The following is a 22040-nucleotide window of genomic DNA, read 5'->3' as shown; positions in this document are numbered from 1 at the left end:
CGAGCGTGGTGCGCCTCCGCGCCTTCGAGGGCCGCGGCGCCCTGAGGGTCCAGGCGAGGGTGAGCACACTCATGGTCGTGTCATCAGCAGGCCGCACCGCGCGGCCGGACGCACGACCGAACCGGGCGACACGCGCCGTGCACGCCACGCCTGTCGGGCCGGGGCCGGGGAACGGCCGCCCGGCAGGCACGGAAGCGGTCGTACGGACAGATGGGCACCCGCGGTCCGACCAGTGCCCGGCGTGCGGCTCCGGACCCGGTCGGCCACCCGGTCGACCGGACCCCGTCACCAGGACCGTTGGTCCTTCTTCCGGCCGCCCGGACCGGCCCACTGGGCCCCGCGGACGGGACGTTGGACCCCCTCACCGCCGCGACACTTCGCGTTAGGTTCGCCCGAGCAGCGCTGATGAGGGCGGAGAGCGAGGCACGAGACATGGCATCGACGAACCGCCAGGCCCCGCGGAACACCCCGTCCCCGGCGACGGGCCGGCCGCGGACCGCATGCCCGGACACCGGCCGCCGGCCCGCCCGGGCACCCTCGCCGCCCCCGTCCCGCCCACCCTCCGAGGAGACGTCCGCATGTCCGCCACCGTCATCACCGATCTCGCCGCCGAACTGCCGCTGTCCGAGGACGGCACCCTCAGTCGCGTCCTCTACCGCGACGACCGCCTGCGCGTGGTCGGCTTCGCCTTCGCCGAAGGCCAGGAACTGACCGAGCACACCTCGGCCCTGCCCGTGGTCATCCAGGTCGTCCAGGGCCGCCTCGACCTCGTCCTCGGCGACGAGAAGACCGAAGCCCTCCCAGGCTGCTGGATCCACCTGCCCGCCAGGCTGCCGCACACCGTGCGCGCCACCGAGCCCACCATCATGCTGCTGACCATGCTGCCCGCCCCGGAACCCGCCGGCCCCAGCGGCCCCGCCGGGGCCTGACCAGCCCCGCGCCGAGGCCGAACGGCCCCACCACGACGGTCCGGTGGGCTCTGCCCGACCGGCCGCGGGTCCGTCACCGTCAGTGGGGTGAAAGCTCGGCGCCGGTCGCACACGAAAGGACACGCCCATGCGAGGACGGGCCAGCGGGGTGCCGCTGTGGCGCCGGCGGCACAACCCGCTCGGGCGACACTCCGACCTCGCCGAGGCCCGGCTCGCCGTAGCGGCGGCGGCACTGCTCCTCCTCACGACGCGGGCCGCGTCCATGACGCGCCACCCACCTCGTCCCGGGCCAGGTCTCGGGCGGCCGGGTTCGGGTGGTTCGGGGACACCGGGAAGGACGAGGAAGGAGAAGAGCCGATGTGTGAGTACTGCGGCTGCCAGTCACTGGCGTCGATCGACGAGCTGACCCGGGAGCACGACGAGGTCGTCCGCCTGATCAGCCACCTCCACCCCGCCCACCAGGCCGGAGACGTGGCCCGGATGGCAGAGGTCTCCCGGGAGATCGCGAGGGTGCTCGGCCCGCACACCGAGGTGGAGGAGCACGGCCTGTTCCCCGCGATGGCCGCGGACTTCCCCGACCAGATCGCCGCCCTGGAGGCCGAGCACCGCCGCGTCGAGGCGGTGCTGGCCGAGGCCGCCGACGGGGCGACGCCCTCGGATCCGGGCTGGCCGGAGCGGCTCGTGGAGGCGATGGCCGTGCTGCGCGACCACATCCTCAAGGAGCAGGACGGCGTCTTTCCCGCCGCGCTCGCGAACCTGGGCACCGAGGAGTGGGAAGCGGTCGAGGCCGTGCGTGCCGGGGCGGGCAGCGCCCTGCCCCGGCCGGCCGCCTGACCGGCCGCACTCCGCCCCCGCCGGGGGAGCGGTCCGCATGAGCCTCCTGTGCAGGTGCGGTCGGGCGGGGGCACAGGAGGCCACCGGTGCAGGTGCGGTCGCGCAGAGTCCGCCACCGCCTCTGCACGCGGACGGTCCCTACCGAGCCGCACTCTGTTCGTGGGGCGGCCGTCGGCCTTCGGGGCCCGGGAGCCGCACGCGGGTCACTCCCGGCGGGCCACCAGGCGGTAGGCGTTGGACACGCCGAGCCGGTGTGCGAGCGGGCGGACCGCGAACCGGTCCAGCAGCGTGCCCAGGACGAGAGCCGGGATCCCCGCGACGAGCAGGGCCGTCCGTACGGCCCGGCGCGGCGCGTTCGGCGGCCGCGGCAGCCAGGGCACGTCCTCGCGCGGAGCGGCGTGGTCCAGCGCCAGCCATACGGCGGCGAGCAGGTCCACCGGATCGTGCGGCTCGGCATGCTGCTCCGCCACCACCGTGAACCCCAGCTCCGCCAGCCGGTGGCGCAGATTGGCGACCGGCACGAAGTGCAGGTGCTGCGGCTGGAGCCAGGGCAGCCACCAGCGGCCCAGCAGCCGGGCGTAGCGGCTCTCGGGGTCCGGGACCTCGACGATCAGATGGCCGCCGGGCCGTACCGTCTGCCGCGCGGCCCTCAGTTCGCGGTCGGGGTCGGTGCTGTGCTCCAGGTAGTGGAACATGCTCACCACGTCGTAGCGGGCGGCGAGTTCCGGTGCCAGTTCGGGGAAGGCGCCGCGATAGCCGTGCTCCACGCGGCCCTCGCGGGCGGCGAGTTCGACGCCGTCCGTGAAGTCGAGACCGTCGAACGCCGTGCCGGGCAGCACCTCGCGGGCGGTCGCGCAGAAGTGGCCGTGCCCGGTGCCGACGTCGAGCCAGGTCTTCGGGGCGGGGTCGTACGGCAGCATCGACTCGGCGCGGTCGCGGTACATCCCGGTGCGGCCGCCGAAGGTGTCGCCGAGTCTCTTCTCGCCCAGCCCGTCGTAGAAGTCGCGGTAGTAGAACTCCAGCCCCGCCTCGCTCAGCCGGGGGTTCTGGAAGACGTGCCCGCAGGCGTCGCACCGGTCGAGGGCGAACCGGCCCGGCTTGTGCTGGAGCAGGTCCGTGGTGCGCAGACGGGTGGTCAGCCGGCCGGAGCCGCACCAGGGGCAGGTGGTGCGCGGCGGCTCGAAGAAGCGGTCCGTGCCCTCGGCCAGATCGGCCAGGTAGCCGGGGCGCAGCGCGGCCACCCGCTCGGCACGGCCCGGCTCCCCGGCCGGCTGTCCGCCCGCCGCCCGCCCGGCCGGCTCCTCGGCGCTCTGCCCGGCCGGCTGCCCGGTCCGCTCACTCATCGGCACTCCCTGGCGAGTTCTTCGAGGCTGTCCGCCGCCGCCGGTGCGCCGCCGGCGGCGCGGAACGCCGTACCGATCCGCTCGGCGGCGCCGCGGTGTCCGGGTTCGTGCAGTACGGCGTCGAGTGCGGCGCCCAACCGGGCGGCGGTCAGCCGGCCGAACCTGACCCGGACGCCCGCCCCCGCGTCCACCACCTGCCCGGCCACCACCGGCTGGTCGTCGCGGATGGGCGCCACCACGAGCGGAACCCCGTGCCACAGCGCCTCGCACACGGTGTTGTGACCGGCGTGGCAGACCACGGCGTCGACCCGTTCGAGGAGGGCGAGCTGGGGTACGGACGGCAGGACCAGCAGGTCCTTGTCGCGGCCGTACGGAGGCCGGGCGCCGTCCGGGGACGGGGCGCGGTCCGCGCCCAGGGTGTTTCCCGGGTCGACGACGACCGCCTGTACCCGGTCGGCCCGTGCGCGCAGGCACTCCCGGGCGACGGCGAGGAAGTGCCCGCCGGCGTCCGCGTTCGCGGTGCCCAGGGTCACCAGCACCGCGGCCCGGCCGGGGTCGAGCCAGTCCCAGGGGAAGCCGGCCGTGGCCGGTCTGGCCGTGACCGACGGGCCGACCCAGCGGATCGGGCCGCCCCGCGCGGCGGCCCCCGGACCGGCCAGCTCCACCGTGCTGAACGCCAGCACCAGATGCGGTGAGAACCGCGGATCGGTGTCGCCCGCCGGGTCCCCGACGGACGCGCGCAGCTCCGCGAGGCGCTCCGCCAGCCACTGCCTGACCCTCGGCAGCCCGGCCAGCGGGTCGGCCAACTCGGCCGAGGTGGTCGCCGAGGTGGCCCACGGCAGCCCCGCCCGCTCGGCGACCAGCGCGCCCGCGAACGCCTGCTGGTCGGCGACGACCACGTCCGGACGGAACGCCTCGACCGCCGCCCGCACCCCCGGCGCCATCGCCTCGGCCAGCGGCAGCAGGTAGCACTCCCACAGGAACTTCAGCGCCTCGGGACCCCGCAGGTCGGGTGGCCGTCGCGCCCCGCCCACCCCCGGTACCGGCCCGGCGCACGGGAACACCGGGGCCCGCTCACCCGCGAGGCGTCCCACGAGACCGGGGTCGGCGCACGCCCACGCCACCCGGTGCCCGCGCGCGAGCAACTGGTCGGCGACCCCGACGGCCGGGTTGATGTGCCCGACCAACGGCGGTACCACGAAGAGGAATCCGCTCACCGCGTCTCGACCCCCACCCGCCGGCCCGCCGAAGTCCTCTGGATCAGCGCCAGGACGTGACCGCCCACGGTCCCGGCCGCCTCCACCAGCACCGAGTGCTCGTGCCCCGGGATCACCACCGTCCGGCAGTCCGGCAGCAACGATCGCAGCCAGGGAGCGAGTTCGGCGAGGTCGGAGTCACCGCCGTACACCCCGAGCACGGGACGGCGGACCGCGGCGATCTGATCCTCCGTCAGGACGCGGCTGGCCGGGATGTCCCGGCCGAGGCTGGTGTCCCGGGCGAGCCGGGCCGCTCCCCGGGCCAGCCGCGCCGTGTTGTGGCCCCGGTTCGCCGTGATCCAGGCGAGGGCGTCGGGCTCGTTGTGCGCGAGCTGGGTCACCACCCGGTCGAGGATGCCGCCGAGCTTCGACGCCCAGGCCGCGGTGGCCGGTTCGGACTCGATCAGGGACACGCTGGCCACCCGCTCGGGACGGCGGGCCGCGTAGCCGAAGGCGATCGTGCCGCCGTAGGAGTTGCCGACCAGGTGCACCGGTCCGGTCACCGCCAGTCGGTCAAGGAGCGCCCCGAGGTCGTCGATGTTGTGGTCCAGGGTGTAGCCGTCGGGCGGGCGTTCGCTGCGGCCGTGGCCGCGCAGGTCGTACATGACGACGTCGAGGCCGGCCGCCGCGAAGGCGGGCGCCACGGTGAAGTAGTAGCTGGCCAGGCTGTCGGTGAGCAGACCGTGGACCAGTACCGCGGTGGCGGTGGCCGCCCGGCCGTCCCGGGGGCCGATCCGCTGTACGTGCAACCGGAGTCCACCGGTGTCGACCATCGCCATGCGTCAGCTCGCCTCCGCCGCCTTCAGGCTGGTCACGACGTACTCGACGAGCCGTCCGACGGTGAGCTCGATGATCTCGTCGAACTCCATCCCGGCCAGGAACTCGGCGAAGTTGACCCGCCCGCCGTACCGCTCCTCCAGCAGTCCAGCCAGGGTCACCAGGTCGATGCTCTCCAGCTCCAGATCGCGGTTGAACGTGGTCTCCATGCCGATCTCGGCGTCGTCGAGGCCGTATTCGTCCTCCAGGAGCCGGGCGAGCAGTCCGGCGATGTCGGCGAGGACCAGGTCCGTGTCGGCGGGGCGGGGGGTGGCGTTCATGGGGCGTACTCCTCCTCGTGGGGGTGTCCCGTCGGTCCGATCGGTCCCGTGGTCCAGGCCACGACATAGGCCCGGCCGGTCAGTCCGGGCGGGTTCGCGGCGGGCGCGCACCGCACCGCGTAGGCGCGTTCCAGGCGGCCCGAGACGGTCAGGGCGTCTCCGGCCCGGGACGCTTCGAACACGGCGAAGTCGCGCGGCCGGCCGCCGAAGCCGGTGCCCTCCGCCTTGGCGACGGCCTCCTTCGCGGCCCAGAACCGGGTGAACCACAGTGCCTCGGAGTCGCCGGTGGCCGCGCACAGCCCGTGCAGCAGCCGCAGTTCGTCCGCGCCTAGCACGCTCGCCACCGCCTGCGGGGCGCGGTCGGTGACCTCCTCGATGTCGATGCCCGGCCCGGGACCGGGCGTGTGCGGCCGTACGATCGCCACGCCCGCCTCCGCGCGGTGGGCCAGCGACACGTCCAGCGGGGGCAGTTCGCGGCCGTACATCCCGGTGACGTACGGGCGGCCGACGTCGTCGTTGCGCACCCGCAGCTCCGCCGGGAACACCGGGCCCTCGCCGTGGTCCCACAGCCACTGTCGTACGGCGTCCTTGACCGCGATCCGGCCCAGCAGCCACTGCCTGCGGCCGCGCGGCGCGTGCTCGGCGTACTCCGAACGCTCCTTCCCGCCCAGCGAGTTGCGCATGATCAGTTCGCGCGAGGCCAGGTCCGGCCATCGCTCGTGCACCAGCGACCAGCCCCCCGGGCGGGCCTCGGACAGGGTGTTGCGCTCCGGGAAGCGCTCCACCGGCCGGGTGTGCGGATCGTTGTCGAACCGGCGGTCCTGCCAGCCGCGCAGCTCCGCCCACACGGCACCGTCCACCGACAGCTGTACGTCGGCCTCCAGCACGGTGTCGGTGAGGGAGGTGATCCGCACCAGACACGCCACCCGCGTCCCCGCGGCCGGATGCGGGCCGTGGAAGCGCATCTCCCGCATCCCGACCGGGAACACGACCGTCCGCTCGGTGCGGGTCGTCATGATCCAGTAGCCGAGGAGCTGGCCGACGTTGTCCAGCAGGGCGCCGGGCGCCGCCGGGGCGGTGATGATCCCGCGGATGTGCCGCTCGCCGAGCGCGGTCAGTTCGGTCACCCCCTGGAACGCCGGGCCATGGAACATCCAGCGCTCGCCGTACAGTTGGGCCGCCGTGTGGCCGGGCACGCGTTCGCCCGCGGGGTCGGTCCGCCAACGGGTGGGCGGCGGGGCCGGGTAGCCGGTGGCGAGTTCGACGGTGGCACGGGCCCGGGGGCCGAAGGACACGGCCAGGCGGTCCGGTGCCACGAGCTCCGCCGTGACCCGTACGTCGACGGCGGGGGTGGCCGTCAGCCACTCCTCGAACCGGGCGCCGTGCACCGCGACCGGAACCTTGCCCGGCGCCGCCCACCGTGCCGCGTCCATCAGGTGCCGCACGATCGTGGTCGCCGGGACGACCGGCCAGCGGTCGGCCACGTCCGGCCAGTCGGCCCGCTGGGGGAAGAAGCAGTGGTCGAGCAGATAGGGCATGGTCTCCGGCGAGACGCGGACGGTCCAGGTCCGTGCGTGGGTTCCCGTCGTCGCCACGTCGCCGACCGCCGCTCGCGTCTCGGCGACGGGCCCGGCGACGGGCTCGGAGGCGGGAGCGGAGGCGGGGACGGGGGGAGGGGGCGTGGCGGCCGGTCGGCGGGCGGGCCGCGCGGTGATCAGCGCGGCCGCCGTGTCCGCGGTGTCCCGCAACAGGGCGTCCAGTTCGGCGGCGCCGGGGAACCGATCGGTGAGCGCGCCCAGCGCACCCGGTGCGTACCCGGCGACGGCACCCGGAGCGGTGGGAGCGGCCCGTAACTCCGCGCGCAGACCCGCCAGTTCCGGGCCGTCGAGCGAGATCAGCGCGCCGCCCAGGTCGAGTCGCGCCAGGGGCCGCGGCGACGGCGCGCCGCCGCCGGCGGATCCGGGCCCGGATCCGGAGACGGTGTCCGTACGGGGCCCGGTGGGCAGGGCGGGGGCCACGGCCGCCCCCGCCGTCCACAACGCGGCCGCCACCCGGCGCAACTGGGCGAGGCCGGTGCGGTGCGGGGAGTTGGCGGCCACGGCCAGATGGTCGCGGTCGCCGAGGGTGTCGCCCACGAGCGACCCGAGCTGTCCGGGGCCCACCTGGACGAACGTCCGGTGCCCCGCCGCGTAGAGGGCCTCGGTCAACTGCCGGAAGCGCACGGGTTCCAGCAGGTGCCGGACGAACAGCTCACGTACCTCCGCCTCCCGTTCGGGGAACGGCGCCGCGGTCGTCCCCGACCACACCGGGACGGCCGCCGGGTACAGCCGGAAACGCTGCGCCGCCTGTCTGATCGGCCCGAGATAGGGCGCCAGCATCGGCGTGTGGAAGCCGGACCGGAACGGCAGCACCTGGCCGAGCACACCGCGGGCCCGGAACGACCGGACGAAGTCCTCGACCGCGCCGTCCGGCCCGCACACCATCGACTGGCCCGGCGCGTTGTCGTGGGAGAGCACCAGGCCGGCGCCCGTCCACTCCTGCTCCAGGGCGGCCAGTACCCGGTCCGCGGGCGCGCCGACGGCGCCGAACGCGAGACCCGGCACCGTCACCGTGTCCGGGTCGAAGCCCGCCATGAAGGCGTCGACCTCGTCCCCGGAGTACAGTCCGGCCACCGTCATCGCGGTCCACTCGCCGACGCTGTGCCCGGCGACCGCGTCCGGAACGACGCCCGTGCGACGCAGCGCGGCGTCGAGGAGGCGTCCGACGGCGACCACGCCGAAGCCGTGGCGGCCCACATCGCCGACGCGATCGTCGACGCGATCGCCCGCGGGCGCCGCGCCGGGCAGCCCGAAGTGCGCGGCCACGTCATCGACACGCGGGGCGAACTCGCCCTCCAGGCCCGGGAAGACGAAGACGAGCTTGCCGTGCCCGGGGCCGAGCAGGGGGCCGGGCCGGAACCAGACGTCACCCCGGCCGTGCCAGGCCCGGCCCCGGCCGACCGCCCGGCGGGCCAGGGCCAGCCGTTTCGCGGTCGGGCCGACGACGGCGAGCCGGGCCCGGCCCGCGGCCCGATGGGGGAGCGCGGGGTCGAGTCCGGCGGCGCGTACCGCGTCGTCGTCGGTGTCCAGCAGGGCGGCGAGCGGTTCCGGACCGTCCGCGGCGAGCAGCAGGACCCGCTCGGGCTCGGCGACCCGCCCGGCCGGACGCCCGGCCGTCGGAGCGGGCGCGGTCGCGACGGACGCGGGTGCCTCCTCCAGCACCACGTGCGCGTTGATCCCGCCGAAACCGAAGGCGTTCACGGCGGCCCGCCGCACCGGGCGACCGGGTGAGCTCTCCCAGGGGACTGCCTTCTCCAGCGCACGGAAGCGGGTCGCGGCCAGCGCCGGATGCGGGTCGTCGCAGTGCAGGGTCGGCAGCAGCGTCGCGTGGTGCACCGCGAGGGCGGCCTTGACCAGTCCGGCCACCCCGGCGGCGGGCATGGTGTGCCCGATCATCGACTTCACCGAGCCGATCACCGCGCGGTCCGCGCCGGATCTCCCGGCCGGGCCGAACACCGCGGCGAGCGTCGCCAGTTCGGCCGCGTCGCCGGCCGGGGTCGCGGTGCCGTGCGCCTCCAGCAGGCCGACCGAGCCGGGCGCGGCGGGGTCGAGTCCGGCGGCGAGCCACGCCTGCCGTACGGCGCTCGCCTGACCGCCCGGGTCGGGGTTGACCAGGCCGGCGGCCCGGCCGTCGCTCGCCACCCCGGTGCCCCGGATCACCGCGTAGATCCGGTCGCCGTCGCGCCGGGCGTCGGCCAGCCGCTTCAGTACGACGACCCCGGTGCCCTCGCCGACGAGGAGGCCGTCGGCGTCCCGGTGGAAGGGGCGGATGCGCTCGCTGGGCGAGAGGGCGCGCAGTTGGGAGAAGACGCTCCACAGCGTGATGTCGTGGCAGTGGTGGACGCCCCCGGCGAGCATCAGGTCGCAGCGCTCCGAGGAGAGTTCGCCCACCGCCTGGTCGACCGCGACCAGCGACGAGGCGCAGGCGGCGTCCACGGTGTAGGCGGGGCCGCGCAGGTCGAGCCGGTTGGCCACCCGGGAGGCGGCCAGATTGGGCACCAGGCCGATCGCCGAATCGGGGCTGTCGGGTCCGAGCCGGTCGGTGAACGCCGTCCGCACACGGTCCAATTGACTGCCCGTCAGTTCGGGTAACAGTTCGCCCAGGGTCCGCACCAGCTGCCCGGCCGTGCGCACGCGCTGGTCGAGCCGGACCAGGCCCGGGGTGAGATAGCCGCCCCGGCCGAGGACGACGCCGACGCGCCGCCGGTCGGGCAGCCGGTCCGTGCCGCCCGCGTCCGCGAGGGCCGCGGCGGCCACGTGCAGCGCGATGAGCTGGTCCGGCTCGGTGCCGGCCACCGAGTTCGGCATGATCCCGAACCGGGTCACCTCCACCTCGGCCAGCGTGTCCACGAACCCGCCCCTGCGGCAGTACACCTGGTCGGCGACGGCCGGTGCGGACGCGGTGCCGGGGCGGTAGTACCCGGCGTCCCAACGGCCCCGCGGCACCTCTCCGATCGCGTCCACCCCGTCCCGCAGGTTGCGCCAGTACGCCTCCAGGTCCCGGGCCCCGGGCATCAGCACCGCCATACCGACTATGGCGACCGGTACGTGACGCCGCGTCGGTGAGGAACGGCCGTCCTGTACCGCGGCGGGGCTTCGCGCCGGATCCTCCGCGGGACCCGTCACCGGAGCCCTCACCAGCCCGAGGAGGTGTAGACGACGGCGGTGGCCGACGCGTCGCCCCAGGCGAGCTCACGCAGCAGGGCCGCGGTGCCCTCCTCGGGGTCGATCAGGCCGATGCCCCGCCGGCCGTAGGCGCGGGCCAGCTCCGGTCCGACCATGCCGCCGTGCCGGGCGGCGGGCGCCCACGGCCCCCAGTGGACGGTCAGTGCCCGGTGCCCGGTGCGGGCGGCCCAGGCCGCGCCGAGCGTCTGGAGCGCGTCGTTGGCCGCCGCGTAGTCCGCCTGGCCCGGGTTGCCGAGGACGCCGGAGACACTGCCGAACAGAACACTGAACGCGGGCCCGCCGGGCAGCTCCTCCAGTGCGCTGAGCAGGGCGTCCGCGCCGGTCGCCTTCGTGCCGTAGACCCGGTGGAAGGACTCGGCGGTCTTCTCGGCGATGATCCGGTCCTCGATCACCCCGGCCGCGTAGACGACACCGTCGAGGCGGCCGTGCTCGGCGTGGATCTCCTTCACCGCCTGGAGCACCGCCTCGGGCTCCCGGAAGTCGACGCAGCGGTAGCGGACCTGGCTGCCGAGCGCCCTGAGCTCCGTCAGCGTCGCGGCGATCTCCCGCTGGGCGAGGAGGAGTTCGGCCTCACGGTTGATCGCGGCCGGTTTCGTCCCGCCGCGCGCGGCGAGCACCGCGCGCAGTGCGGACGGGGTACGGGCGGCGGCCGTGTCCGGGTCCTCCGGGCCGTCCGGGGCGGGTGTCCTGCCGAGCAGTTCGAGCCGGCACCGGCCGGCGGCGGCGAGGGCCGCGGCGCACTGCGCGGTGATGCCGCGTGCCCCGCCGGCCAGCAGGACCACCGCGTCCCGGTCCAGGCCCAGCGCGGCGGCCTCGGCGGCCCCCGTGCCGGCCGGTCCCGCGCCGGTGCCGCCGAGGATCCCCAGCGGTGACTCGACGAGCTCCGGAGCGAACCGGCCCTCCGGCCGGCGCAGGACGACCGGGGCGCGGTCGGGCGCGCACACCTCGTCGACCAGCGCGTCCGCGAGCAGCAGCGCGTCCGCGACGGCCGACGCGGTCGCCACCTCCACCGTCCGCGCGATCGTCTCCGGGTACTCGCGTGCCACGGTACGGAAGAAGCCGCGCAGTCCCGCCGCCACCGTGTCCGGAACGTCCCCGGGGGCGGCCCGCATCGCCAGCAGTCTGCGCGGCCCCCGGGCCAGGACGGCCTTCAGGACGGGGAAGGCGCCCGGAAGCACCGGCGAGCCACCCGTCACGAGATACAGGACCCCGTCCACCCGGCCGTCGTCCGGCGTGAGCAGATGCTCCCGGTCGCGTACGACGACGTCGGCGCCGTGAGAGGCGAGCCGGGCGCCGATCTCGGGGGCGTCGCCGAGGACGACCCACCGCGTCCCGGACAGTACGGCCGTCGGGTCCGCCGCACCGCCCTCCTGCCCGAGGGGCACCGACCGCAGCAGATACCGCTTGGGAGCCTCGCCGCTCACCACCGCGTCGTTCACCACATCGTCGTTCACCATCACGTCGTTCGTCGTCGTGCCGGTGGCCGTCTCCACGGCCTCGGCCGTCCCGGACGCTTCCGGCGCCTCGGCCGTCCCGGACGCTTCCGGCGCCTCGGCCGTCCCGGACGCCCCGACGGCCCCGGCCGTACGCCCCGCCTCGGCCGCCGGGGCCGTCTCCGCGTCCTCGGCGGGGATCACGGTCGGCTCCGCGGGGCCGGAGAGCCGCGCGGTCAGCCAGTCGGTCACCGCGGCGGCCGTCCGTGCCTTCGCCAGGTCCTCCAGCTCGGCGTCGTCGAGCCCGGTGAGGTCCGTGCCGTCCCCGGAGCCGAGGCGCCGGGCCAGTTCACCGGCGATCTCCGCCCGCTTGATGGAGTCGATGCTGAGGTCGGCCTCCAGATCGAGATCGGGTTCGATCATGTCGAGGGGATAGCCGGTCCGCTCGCTGATGATCTCCAGGACCGCCTGCCGGATGCCGTCGCCCCGGACCGGTGCGGGCCCGGTGACGGGCGCCCGGTCGGTCGACGCCCCGGTGACCTGGGGTGGCCGGGGCACCGGCGTGGCCGCCAGAGGCGGCTCTCCCAGGGCACGGCGGCCGCCGTGCCCCGCGGTGCCGGCGGGGCGACGGGCGCGGGCGGCCCGGCCGTCCGTTCCCCGGCCACCGCTCCGAGGTAGGTCATCAGCACGTCACGCTGGGCCGCGATCATCTCGCGGCTGGTGCGCAGGAATTCGGAGATCAGCGCGTCCTGGGCGTCCTGGCGGTCCTGGCCGTGCATGCCGTGGCGGCCGTCCCGGTCGGACGGGACCGCGTGCGGGGGGTTCGTCGGCACAGTCGTCTCCACGACTCGTCGGGCCGGTGCGAGCGCACCGGGAAGGAGGTCTCCGGCGGTGGTGCGCACCAGCTGTCCGTCGACCGTCCAGCCGGGCCGCTTCGGCACCGGCGTGCGCACCGCGTCGACGGCGTCGCGGCCCCGGAGCAGCCAGCCGGTGCGCACCGGCAGCCCGGCGACGGCCAGTCGGGCCAGGGCGTCCAGCCAGCCGCGCAGGCCGCTGTCCGGGCGCGGCTCGGGGGCCACCGCCCGGTGCGGCCGGTCGCCGAGGATCTGTCCGACCAGCCCCGTCAGCACGGATCCGGGCCCGGCCTCGACGAAGATCCGCGCGCCCGCCTCGTACATCGCCTCGATCTGCTCGACGAACCCGACCGGGGCGCCGATCTGCGCGGCGAGTTCGGCCCGCACCGCGTCCGGGTCCGCGGTGTACGGCGTCGCGGTGCGGTTGGCCCACACCGGGAACTCCGGCGCGCGCACCGGTCGGGCCGCGAGCGCCTCGGCGAACCGGGCGCCCGCACCGGCGATCAGGGGGCTGTGGAAGGCGCAGGCCACGGGGATGCGCCGGGCGTCGTACCCCGCCTCGCGCAGCAGGCGCACGGCGTCCGTGATGTCGTCCGTCGGGCCGGATATCACCGTCTGGCGGGGCGCGTTGCGGTTGGCGACGACCACGGAAACCGGGGCCGCCGCCGCCCGAAGGGCCCGTACGACCTCCGCGGCACCGGCCGTGACCGCGGCCATCGTCCCCGGGTCCGCTCCGCGGTCCGCCCCGGCGGCCGCGAGAACGGCCGCCGCCCGTTCGGAGCTGAGTGCGAGGAGCGTGCCGGGGCTCAGGGCGCCGGCCGCGCTCAGGGCGACCAGTTCGCCGTAGCTGTGCCCGGCGGCCATGTCGGGCCGTACCCCGGCCGTGGTGAGCAGGGCGTGGGAGGCGAGTCCGGTGATGCCGAGGGCGGGCTGTGCGGCCCGGGTGTCGGTGAGCGCCGCCCGCTGCCGGTCGCGTGCGCCGTCGTCGAAGGCGGCGGGCGGGTACAGCCGGCCGACGTGGTCGGCGCCGAGTTCGAGGTAGTGGCGCAGCTCGGGGAAGGCCACGAAGGGATCGGCGAGCATTCCGGGGCGCTGGCTTCCCTGGCCGGGAAAGAGGAAGGCGACCTTGCCCCCGGCCGGGTCCTGGGCGGGAGGGGCGGTGGGACCGTCGGCGAGATGGACGCCGTGCGCCGGATCGTGCTTCCCGGCCAGCGCCCGCCGCAGCCGTACGATCAGTTCGTCCACGTCCGCGGCCACGACCGCCACCCGTGCCGGTTCCGGGCAGGCATCGGCCCGGCGGGCCGAGCTCAGCGCCAGGTCGCGCAGCCGCCACGGCCGGCCCTCGGCCTCGGCGGCCCCGAGCAGCTCCTCGACGGTCCGGTGTGCCGCCGCCGTGTCCCGCCCCCGGAACACGAACAGTTCGGCGGGCCAGACATCCAGTGCCTGCGCCGGTGCCGCGCCGTCCGCGTACGCGCCGAGCACCACGTGGAAGTTGGTGCCGCCGAAGCCGAACGCGCTGACACCGGCGAGCCGTTGCGAGGCCGGAGCCACCCAGGGCCGGGCCCGGGTGTGGAAGACGAACGGACTGCTCTCCTCGTCCCAGGCCGCGTTGGGGCGCTCCAGGTGCAGGGTGGGCGGCCGGACACCGGTGTACAGCGCCAGGACCGTCTTGATCAGACCGGCCAGCCCGGCGGCACACTTGGTGTGCCCGATCTGGGATTTGACCGAACCGAGCGCACAGCTCCCCGGTTCGGTACCGGCCTTGCCGAACACCTCGCTCAGGACGGTCAGTTCGGTGCGGTCGCCGACCACGGTCCCGGTGCCGTGCGCCTCGATGAGCCCGACGTCCGCCGGTGAGACGCCCGCGTTGCGGTAGGCCCGCTCCAGCGCCGAGCGCTGCCCCTCGGGGCGGGGCGCGGTCAGGCCCAGTGAACGGCCGTCGCTGGAACTGCCGAGCCCCTTGATCACGCCGTAGATCCGGTCGCCGTCCCGCTCGGCGTCCGCGAGCCGCTTCAGGACGACGCAGGCGACGCCCTCACCGAGCGCGATGCCGTCCGCCGAGCCGTCGAAGGAGCGGGAGCGGCCGGTGGGGGAGAGCGCGTGCACCGAGGAGAACAGGACGTAGTCGTTGATGCCGTTGTGCAGGTCGGCGCCGCCGCACAGCACCACGTCGCTGGTGCCGCCGGTGAGTTCCTTGCACGCGACGTCCACCGCGGCCAGCGAGGAGGCGCAGGCGGCGTCGACGGTGAAGTTGGCGCCGCCGAGGTCCAGCCGGTTGGCGATCCGGCCGGAGATCACGTTGGCGAGCATGCCCGGGAAGGAGTCCTCGGTCAGCCGGGGCAGCTGGCCGTCGAGGCCTTCGGGGACGCACCCGTGGTACGACGGGAGCACGGCGCGCAGCGTGGCCGCGTTGGACAGGTCGCTGCCCGCCTCCGCGCCGAACACCACCGACGTACGGGAACGGTCGAACTCCCGTCCCCCGTCTCCGTATCCGGCGTCCTCCAGGGCGCGCCGGGCGGCCTCCAGGGACAGGAGCTGGACCGGCTCGATGCTGCCGAGGGACGCCGGCGGGATGCCGTAGCGCAGCGGGTCGAAGGGGATGCGGGGCAGGAAGCCGCCCCACTTGGAGGGGGTGGCGCCGTCGGTGCCCCGCCCGTAGTGCACGGCCGGGTCCCAGCGCTCGGGCGGGACCTCACCGACCGTGTCCCGGCCGCCGACGACGTTCGCCCAGAAGGTGGGGAGATCGGGAGCCTGCGGGAACATGCAGGCCATCCCGACGACCGCGATGTCCAGTGGCGCGGGTGCCGCCGACTCCTGGGTCCCGGACCCGCCCGGCCGCTCGCCCAGCCGGTCACGCAGGTCCGCCGCCCGCTCGGTGAGGAAGCCGGCGGCCCCGGAGGTCACCGCCCGGTGCAGCGCCGCGACGGTGGTGGTGGCCGAACGCAGCACGGCCACCTCCCCGGCCATGAACATGCCGTCGCCGAGCTGGCGGTCCTCGCCGACGGACCTGAGCGCCCCGCCCCCGTCCCGTTCCACGCCCTTGCTCGCGAGGCGCAGCCGCCCGATGTTGAGCCGCTCCAGCTCCTCCCAGATCCGCCGGTCGGCCACGCCCGCGGACCGCAGCCGCCCTTCGTGCTCGCGGTACCCCTCGGTGAAGGGGCTCGGTACGCAGCGGGTGGCGTGGCCGGGCGCCGTCTCCAGGAGCGTGGTCCTCTCGGCGGCCCGCACCTGGCGCTGGAAGAGCGGCTGGATCGCGCCACACGCGACCGCCTCCTCGGTGAACAGGTACGCGGTGCCCATGAGGACCCCGACAGCCACCCCGCGCGAGGTCAGCGGGGCCGCGAGCGCGGCGACCATCGCCGCCGAGCGCTCGTCGTGGACACCGCCCGCGAAGAACACCTCCAGCGCCTCCGCCGTGCCCCCGCCGCTCACATCCTCGCCGCCGCCCTTGCCGTCCCTGTCGCTCTTGTCGGCGGCGTCGTCCAGGAAGTCCTCCAGAACCGCGAGCTGCGCCTCCCAGAGCGGGAAGCTGCCGCGCGGACCGACGTGCCCGCCGCACTCGGACCCCTCGAACACGAACCGGCGGGCCCCGGCCTCCAGGAACTGCCGCAGCAGCCCCGGCGAGGGCACGTGCAGGAAGGTGCGGATCCCGTCCCGCTCCAGCGCCCGTGCCTGGGAAGGGCGTCCGCCCGCGATGACGGCGTGCGTCGGCCGCAGCTCCCGCACCGCCTCCAGCTGGGCGGCACGTGTCTCCTCCGGCGCGAAGCCGAGCACGCCGACGCCCCAGGGCCGCCCGGCCACGGCGGCCCGGGTCTCGGCCAGCATCGCCCGGGTGCGCGCGCAGTCCGCCAGCGCCAGCGCGAGAAACGGCAGCGCGCCGTCCTCGGCGACCGCCGCGGCGAACTCGGCGCGGTCGCTGACCCGGGTCATCGGCCCCTGCGCGACGGGCAGCCGGGTGCCGAGCGCCCGGCTCATCGGGGAGCCCGCGCCCAGCGCCACGGCGGCCACGTCGTCGCGTACGACCTCGCGCACCGCGTCCGTCAGAGCGCGTACCGTCCGGCGCACATCACCCCAGCGCCGCGCGAACCGGGCGGCGAGGAAGCCGTCCTGGCCCACCGGCAGCAACTGGGTGCGCGGATCCTGCGCCCCCAGCGCCGCCGCGACCGCCGCCGGGTCGGTCCCGTCGACGCGCGGCGCGTCCGGACCACGACGCAGCAGTACCCGGTGACCCGCCAGCACGGTCGTCTCCGAGCCGTCCAGGGACCGCAGCCGCTCGGCGGCCGCCTCCGGCAGCGACGACTCGGCCAGCAGCGCGAGTTGGCCGTCCAGCACCACCCCGGCCGCCCCGCCGGCCATCGCGGCGGCCGCCGTCCGGGGGCCGATTCCACCGCAGGCCCAGACCGGGAGCGGCACATCGGGCGCGGCGAGAAGCCGCTGGAGCAGGACGAAGGCGCTCAACTCCCCGACCCGGCCGCCGCATTCGCTGCCGCGGGCGATCAGCCCGTGCGCCCCGGCACGCACCGCGGCCCGCGCCTCGCCGAGGTCCGTTACCTCCACCAGCACACGATGGTCGCCGGCCAGGTCGCCGACCCGCCAGGGCGCGTCGGCCGCGAGCACCACCGTGTCCGGCCGGCCGGCGTCACCGGTCCCCGGAGCGAGGTCGGCGGGGTCCAGCCGGCAGCGGGCGCCGATCCTGACCCCGAACGGGCCCGGTGCCAGGCGGCACAGGCGTTCCAGCGCGTCATGGGATCTTCGGTCCCCGTCGCCCAGGTCGAGCACACCGAGCCCGCCGGCCCGGCACACCGCCGCGGCGAGCCGGGCGTCGGGTTCGCCGAACGGGGTGATGCCGATGATCATGTTCTCGGAACGCACAGCAGACGTCATGATTCTCCGAATCAAGCTGAGACTGCCCGGTGGGGGATGCGGTACGACAACGATGGCGGCACGTCGGATTCCAGCGGGATCTGGGACGACCCGGGAACACCGGTTGAGGAAAGCCTGATCGAAACGCGTTGAAAGGTAGTCCTGTTGTTACTGACTGGTCAATGTTGAACCAGTGGGGCAGGATGCGAGCGCATTGATCCGGTCAATCATGGACACCGGAAGAGGTGCCGGGAATCGGAGCAATTCCTTGGTGGTGGCGCCTCGTTCACTCCCCTCGCACGTCATTGAAACGCCAACAGGTGAATGAGGAACTTTCTCTGGTGCGGCATGTCCGAATCGGGTCACCTTTTCCCCCGGGTGGCGGGCGCGGGAAAATTCCATGTATCGATCTTGAAGTGACCGGGAAGGGTGCGTGCGGGGTTTCGCGGACGCCGTACGGGCGTCGCACGGACGCCACGCGGCCTCGTGCGGACGCTTTCGGTGCCTGCCGTACGAGAGCCTCGTCCTCTGAGCGACCATGACTCCATGAAGGGGCCTGAGCGCTGCGGCCCCGGGTCTGGCGGTCAGCCGCTCTCCCGCCCGAGGTCCGTGATGAACTCGGCCCATGCGCTGCCTGCGTGTTCTTCGCTCGGGGTTGGCGTGACCTGGATCTCCACATGCCGTGAATGCCCTGTCCGGAGGAGCTGTTCCAGCTGTCCGCGCTGTACGTCCGGCCCGCCGAAAGGCCGGCGCAGGACGATCTCTCGAACGGTCGCGCTTACCGTGGGCGGCGGCCATCGCGTCATCAATTCCTGGCGAGCCGTCCTCGCGGCCACGCGCTGCCCGATGGTCTCCTCGTCGAAAAACGGCTGTCGGCCGGCGAACACGGCACGCGCGTACTCCCGGGTCTGAAACAGCCCTGGAACCGCCTGGTTGACGAAGCGGCGCAGCTCCACGGCCTCCGCCTCCCACCGCGCGCAATCGCGAAACCACTCCGGATGCCGCACCCTCCGCCGAGTCCTCGCCCGTTCCGCATCCTCTGCCGCAGCGGTCAGCGGGCCCCGCGGTCCAGCACAGGACCGGCGCCCCGCGCCCCGCCTCTGGCACACCGACCGCGTGGTCCCGGGTCACGCAGTACCTCCGTTGACACGGCCGGGCCACCGGGCCCGGCGAGGATTGCCTGGCCCGCGGTAATCCGTCCCCGCCCGGCTCGCCCCGGCCGCACTCTCGTCGTACCGACCACGCGCCGACGGCGCCTCGTACGACGGGAGTCGAGTGCCCCATGCCCTCACCCTCACCCTCACCCACTCCGGAGACGCTCTCCACCGAACTCGCCGTCCTGCGGCCCCGCATGGACGCCGTCAGCCTGGCCATCCACGCCCGCCCCGAGCTGAAGTTCGCCGAGTTCCACGCCCAGCAGGTGCTGACCCGCTGGCTCGGGGAGTCCGGGTTCACGGTCGCGGCGGGCGCGGGCGGGCTCGACACCGCGTTCGTCGCGGTGCACCCCGGGACCGCGCCCGGGCCCTGTGCCGCCGTCCTCGCGGAGTACGACGCGCTGCCCGGCGTCGGGCACGGCTGCGGCCACAACCTCATCGCGGCCGGAGCGGCGGCGGCCGCCGTCGCCGTCGTACGCGCCCTGCCCGCACACCCGGGAACCGTCATGGTCATCGGCACGCCAGGAGAGGAGATGGGCGGCGCGGGCAAGGCCAGACTGGCCGAGGCGGGCGTCTTCGACGGGGTGGACGCGGCGCTGATGTTCCACCCCGGGGACCGCTGGCTGACCGGCCGGCCCGGTCTCGCGGCGGCGCACCTGCGGGTCGCGTTCACCGGGGTCGGCGCGCACGCCTCGGTGTCGCCGTGGCAGGGGCGCAGCGCCCTGGCGGCCGCCCAGCTCTTCCTCAACGCCCTCGACTCGATGCGGCAGTTCGTGCCGCCGACCGCACGGCTGCACGGGATCGTCTCCGACGGCGGCCAGGCGCCGAACGTGGTCCCCGCGCGGGCCGCCGTGGACCTGTACGTACGGGACCGTACGGCCGGCTCGGCCCTGGCGCTGGTGGACCGGGTGCGGGCCGCCGCCGAGGGCGTCGCGCTCGCCACCGGGACACGCGCCGAGATCCACGAGACCGGCCCGATGTACGCCGAGCGCCGCAACAACACCGTGCTCGCCGAGCGGTTCGGGGACGCCGTGCGCGCGCTGGGCGCGGACATCGGGCCGTACGACCCCGACGGTCCGGCCGGCTCCTCCGACATCGGCAACCTCTCGCAGCTGATGCCGGTCATCCACCCGTACGTCCAGATCGCCGACCCCGGTACGCCCGCCCACTCCGACGCGATGCGCGAGGCCGCGGCCACGCCGTTCGCCCACGACCGCACCCAGGTCGCGGCGGCCGGACTCGCCGAGGTGGTCACCGCGCTGCTCACGGAACCGGAGGTACTCGCGGCGGCACGGGCCGAGTTCGCCGCGGGAGCCGGGGTGCCGGTGTGAGCCCCTACACTCCCGCCCATGTCGGTCGTGATCGTCCTGGAAGGGACCGCCCCGGACCGGTTCACGGTCGTCGTGTCCCCCCACGCGGAGCTGGCCGCGAGCCTGCACGTGCTGACGGAGTACGGCCACCACACCGAACACGCGGCCTGGGCGCGGGAGGTGGCCGCGTCCGCGCCGTCCGGCTTCCGGACCGGACTGCGGCGTTTCGCGCCGCTGTGGACGGCACTGCGCTGGCGGGGCTTCTACCCGGGACTGGGCGAACCCCTGGCCGGCCTGTCCCCCGACCGGTTCGCCGAACTCACCGCGTACACCTGCGCCAGTGGCTACCGGGCCTTCGACTTCTCCCGGGTGCTGCACGACCCGGCACAGGCACACGTGCTGCGCCAGACCGCGTCCGTGCTGCCGGAGCCGCACCCGGCCCTGGCCGAGGACCTGCTGCGCGACCCGGAGCGGCTGCGCGACGACCTCCTCGCCTTCCTCGACCTGTGCCGCGGCGTCGTCTTCGACCAACTGTGGGCCGAGACGATGCCCGCCCTGTCGCGGGCCGCGCACCGGGTACGGCAGCGGCTCGCGGACGAGGGGCCCGCCGCGGCCCTGCTCTCGCTCAGCCCGTCGAGCGCCCGCCTGGACAACCCCGCCCGGGTCGTCCTCGACAAGGTGCACCACGCGGTGATCAGCCCGGCCCGCTCGCCGGTCCTGCTGCTCCCCACCCGGTACGGCGCCCCGCACCTGCTGGTGAAGGACGAGCCGGGGCTGCCGCCGGTCGTGCACTTCCCGGTGCACGCCCCGGAGACCGGGGTCACGCTGGCCCGCAGCCGCATGCTGGCGCTCACCGACCCGCGCCGGGTGCGCCTGTGCCGGCTCATCGCCCGCCAGTCGATGACCACCGCCGACCTGGCCGAACGGCTCTCGATGACCCGCCCGCAGGTCTCCCGCCATCTGCGTGCCCTGCGCGACCTGGGCCTGGTCCGCGTGGAACGCAACGGCCGCTACGTGCACTACGGCCTCGACCTCACCGCGGTCGAACGCATAGGGCGGGACGTGGCCACGGCACTCCAGTACTGACGCGCACCCGCACACCGGCGCACCCCTCGACGGGAGGAACGGCCTCATGAGGAACCGCTACCCGATCGTCCGCCACCGGGAACTACGGCCCCGCTGCCGGTGGGACGCCTGGCGCGAGCGGCGCAGCCCCCTGATCGCGGGGACCGGCCAGGTCCTCGTGCACGAGACCGACGGGGTGTACGGCACCGGGCCGTCCGTCCCCGGTCCGGCCGCGGCGGTGACCGTGGTCGACGTCCACCAGGGTGCGCGGGTGTACGTCCGTCGGCTGCTGACCGCACCGGGAGGGCACCTGGAGTACCCCGTCACGGTCCTCTTCCGCTGCACCGTCGTCGACCCGGTCGCCGTGGTGCGGGCCCGTCGTACCGGTGGCCCGTGGGACGTACGGCGTGCACTGGCCGGGGACCCCAGGTACGGGAACCTGACACGGGCGCTCCCGGAGGACGACGAGAACGGCGTGCGCGAGGCCCTGACCGCCCTCCTCGCGCCACGGCCCGTCCACCGGGACATCCCCGGGGTGCGGGTGGAGTTCGAGAGGGCGGACGTGGAACCGGCCCGTCAGATCATCGACTACGAGGCATGAGCGCGGTACGGGCCGCCCGCCGCGGTCATGTCCCGCGACGTGCGGCACCGTTGCTCCTGGCGGGCGCGTTGTCGTCGAGGGCCCGTCCGTCAGGGACCGCCTCGGGACGGAGGGCGCGCGTCCGGGCCGTTCGGGGAGCCGGTTCCGCGGGCGAGCCGAAGCCGTCGGGCTGGAACAATCCCCCTCGTGACCACCGACGGGATCCGCGTTCGCGGGTGGTCTGTTCGCGCACTCCGCCGGGGCGGGACGACGGCGCCGCTTGCTGACCAGATGGCTGCCATGACGGGGCCCTGGACACAGGCGCCCGGCTCCCGCTCGGGATGTTCGCTGCGTTACTCGACAGCTCGTCCGCGGCATGGGTACTGAGTGAGTGGGTTGCGTCCGGGGCCGAAGCGGCGTGCCTTGTGGATGCCGCCTGCCCCTCCGACCTCTACTGCGACCTCGCCGCCCTGGTGTCCTCCTCGTCCACTGTGCCGGCGTCATGGGCCTCGGCTTCGGCACCGTCGTCATTTCCGAC

Annotated in this window: 12 protein-coding genes and 1 pseudogene; 5 read left to right on the top strand and 8 right to left on the bottom strand. The window is 75.1% G+C overall.

The features are described from left to right. Positions 1-578: 578 nt before the first annotated feature. Positions 579-929 carry a cupin domain-containing protein gene (locus tag ACICHK_RS07085; protein WP_406836244.1) on the top strand — a complete coding sequence of 117 codons (351 nt, stop codon included), beginning with the start codon at positions 579-581 and terminating at the stop codon, positions 927-929. Between the two features lie 357 nt (positions 930-1286). Then, the gene (locus ACICHK_RS07080; RefSeq protein WP_406836243.1) at positions 1287-1763 is read left to right on the top strand and encodes a hemerythrin domain-containing protein; all 477 of its coding nucleotides are present in this window, start codon (positions 1287-1289) and stop codon (positions 1761-1763) included. Between the two features lie 203 nt (positions 1764-1966). Here ACICHK_RS07080 and ACICHK_RS07075 read toward each other — a convergent pair whose 3' ends face one another. The 8 genes and pseudogenes from ACICHK_RS07075 to ACICHK_RS07040 form a co-directional block, all read right to left on the bottom strand. Continuing rightward, a complete protein-coding gene (locus tag ACICHK_RS07075) occupies positions 1967-3004 on the bottom strand; it encodes a class I SAM-dependent methyltransferase (RefSeq protein WP_406841174.1) in 1038 nt (345 codons plus the stop codon). 98 nt (positions 3005-3102) lie between these two features. Further along, positions 3103-4323: a glycosyltransferase gene (locus ACICHK_RS07070; protein WP_406836242.1), complete on the bottom strand. Its 1221-nt coding sequence runs from the start codon at positions 4321-4323 to the stop codon at positions 3103-3105. Then, entirely contained in the window at positions 4320-5141 is an 822-nt protein-coding gene (locus ACICHK_RS07065) for an alpha/beta fold hydrolase (RefSeq protein ID WP_406836240.1), read from the bottom strand. Before ACICHK_RS07065 ends, ACICHK_RS07070 begins: the two co-directional genes overlap by 4 nt. 3 nt (positions 5142-5144) lie before the next feature. Further along, on the bottom strand, positions 5145-5459 hold the full coding sequence (locus ACICHK_RS07060) for an acyl carrier protein (RefSeq protein ID WP_406836238.1): 315 nt from the start codon (positions 5457-5459) through the stop codon (positions 5145-5147). Then, positions 5456-10084 carry a beta-ketoacyl synthase N-terminal-like domain-containing protein gene (locus ACICHK_RS07055; protein WP_406836237.1) on the bottom strand — a complete coding sequence of 1543 codons (4629 nt, stop codon included), beginning with the start codon at positions 10082-10084 and terminating at the stop codon, positions 5456-5458. Before ACICHK_RS07055 ends, ACICHK_RS07060 begins: the two co-directional genes overlap by 4 nt. 107 nt (positions 10085-10191) lie before the next feature. Next, a complete protein-coding gene (locus ACICHK_RS07050; protein ID WP_406836236.1) occupies positions 10192-12234 on the bottom strand; it encodes an SDR family NAD(P)-dependent oxidoreductase in 2043 nt (680 codons plus the stop codon). A 548-nt stretch (positions 12235-12782) separates the two neighbouring features. Continuing rightward, positions 12783-17387 (bottom strand): annotated as a pseudogene (locus ACICHK_RS07045) (beta-ketoacyl synthase N-terminal-like domain-containing protein); the annotation flags it as partial. Between the two features lie 590 nt (positions 17388-17977). After that, a complete protein-coding gene (locus ACICHK_RS07040) occupies positions 17978-18400 on the bottom strand; it encodes a DUF5753 domain-containing protein (RefSeq protein WP_406836235.1) in 423 nt (140 codons plus the stop codon). A gap of 275 nt (positions 18401-18675) precedes the next feature. On the opposite strand from ACICHK_RS07040, the gene ACICHK_RS07035 reads away from it, so the two are divergent. Genes ACICHK_RS07035 through ACICHK_RS07025 form a run of 3 tightly spaced genes read left to right on the top strand, consistent with a single transcriptional unit; the run spans position 18676 to position 21523 of the window. After that, on the top strand, positions 18676-19878 hold the full coding sequence (locus tag ACICHK_RS07035; protein WP_406836234.1) for a M20 family metallopeptidase: 1203 nt from the start codon (positions 18676-18678) through the stop codon (positions 19876-19878). An 18-nt stretch (positions 19879-19896) separates the two neighbouring features. Further along, positions 19897-20943: a DUF5937 family protein gene (locus ACICHK_RS07030; RefSeq protein WP_406836232.1), complete on the top strand. Its 1047-nt coding sequence runs from the start codon at positions 19897-19899 to the stop codon at positions 20941-20943. Positions 20944-20989: 46 nt separating this feature from the next. Beyond that, positions 20990-21523, top strand: coding sequence for a hypothetical protein (locus ACICHK_RS07025; RefSeq protein WP_406836231.1), 534 nt, complete (start codon positions 20990-20992; stop codon positions 21521-21523). Positions 21524-22040 lie beyond the last annotated feature (517 nt).

Source organism: Streptomyces sp. AHU1 (assembly GCF_045343905.1).
GTDB classification, from domain to species: Bacteria; Actinomycetota; Actinomycetes; order Streptomycetales; family Streptomycetaceae; genus Streptomyces; species Streptomyces triticiradicis.
Note: the sequence above shows the minus strand (reverse complement) of the source record. Positions and strands in the feature narration are given on the sequence as shown.